This is a genomic window from Flectobacillus sp., assembly GCF_049240685.1.
Classification (GTDB): Bacteria; Bacteroidota; Bacteroidia; order Cytophagales; family Spirosomataceae; genus Flectobacillus.
Map to the genome: position 1 here is coordinate 1 of NZ_JBMLSD010000318.1, position 1,452 is coordinate 1,452.

Genomic DNA, 1,452 nt, shown 5'->3' on the forward strand with positions numbered 1-1,452 from the left:
CCAATGTTCCGCTATTGATTAGCTATTTGTGTTCTGGAATTAATGAAAAAGGCGATTTGATTTTTTACTCAGACGTTTATCAGAAAGTGAGGTAGAGGAAGTTTTATTTCATTATTTGCAAGTCTAAACATTGGTTCGAGACTTTGTCTTGGACTAGGCATATTTATATATTCACCCAAAATAAATTCCGATTACTATTCCATCCAAATATAAATAAACCGTGATAAACACTAACATTTACTTATATTTGCCCCTGTGTGATGTACCTACTCTTAAAATGAGCTTAACTTACTTTAGTACAAGATCACTACTCCAAATACATAATTTTCATTTCTACGAGGATAGAGTTTTAAGTCACTTTAGCTTTTCACATTGAAGATGGACACAAAATTAGATAATCTTTTTTTTGAGAATATTAGGTTGCTTTTACGTAAAGCTCAAGATACTTTACTAAAGCAAGTTAACTCCGTTATGGTTTATACCTATTTTGAATTGGGAAAACAAATTGTTGAACAAGAGCAAAAAGGGAAAAGCTATGCAGACTACGGAACCTTTATTCTTTCAGAGCTATCTGAAAGATTAACTATCGAATTTGGCAAGGGCTATTCTAAAAGAAACCTTGAGCTAATTCGTAAATTTTATATTACTTTCAAGAATGCGAAATCACCGATTTCGCAAAACTTAAGCTGGACACATTACATTCACTTAATGCGTATAGAGGATGAAAATGAACGAGCTTATTATCAAAAAGAAGCTGAACAAAACTCATGGAGCGTTAGGACATTAGAAAGGCAAATTAACTCTGCTGTATACCATCGTTTAATGATTTCGAAGAACGTTAATAACCAAGACCGTTCGGTAGAACGAAATGTCACTAACCCTTTGGAGACCTTAAAAGACCCATATATTTTAGAGTTTCTAAATTTAAAGGAACAGTCCAATTATTCTGAAACACAACTTGAGCAAGCAATAATAGACCGTCTAGAGCATTTTTTACTTGAACTCGGAAAGGGATTCACTTTTGTTGGAAGACAAGTACGATTTACATTTGATGAAGAGCACTTTCGAGTAGATTTAGTCTTTTATAATCGACTTTTGCGATGTTTTGTTCTAATTGATCTAAAAATTGGGAAATTGAAACATCAGGATTTAGGTCAAATGCAAATGTATGTAAATTATTACGATCGATTTGTTAAGACAGAAGATGAATTACCTACCATAGGAATCATTTTGTGCAAAGACAAGAAAGATGCCATGGTAGAAATCACACTACCAAAAGATAACAAACAGATATTTGCGAGTAAATACTTATTGTATCTGCCAAAGGTAGAAGAGTTGAAAAAAATAATAGAAGAATAAGCTATAATTAAAACTTTAACTTCATTACTCTTAATTTTTCATTTAAAAGCCACAATTACGGCATCTGGTTGATTGACTAATTTGACCAAAGGC

The 1,452-nt window shown here is 32.4% G+C and carries 1 protein-coding gene; it reads left to right on the forward strand.

Annotated features, from left to right (window positions below; genetic code table 11):
• The first annotated feature begins 378 nt into the window (after positions 1-378).
• Positions 379-1,359: a PDDEXK nuclease domain-containing protein gene (locus tag ACOVQ4_RS14510; protein WP_283375575.1), complete on the forward strand. Its 981-nt coding sequence runs from the start codon at positions 379-381 to the stop codon at positions 1,357-1,359.
• Positions 1,360-1,452 lie beyond the last annotated feature (93 nt).

Coding starts and splice junctions, on each gene's coding strand:
- ACOVQ4_RS14510 (WP_283375575.1), top strand. CDS start 379: ATGGACACAAAATTAGATAATCTTTTTTTTGAGAATATTAGGTTGCTT.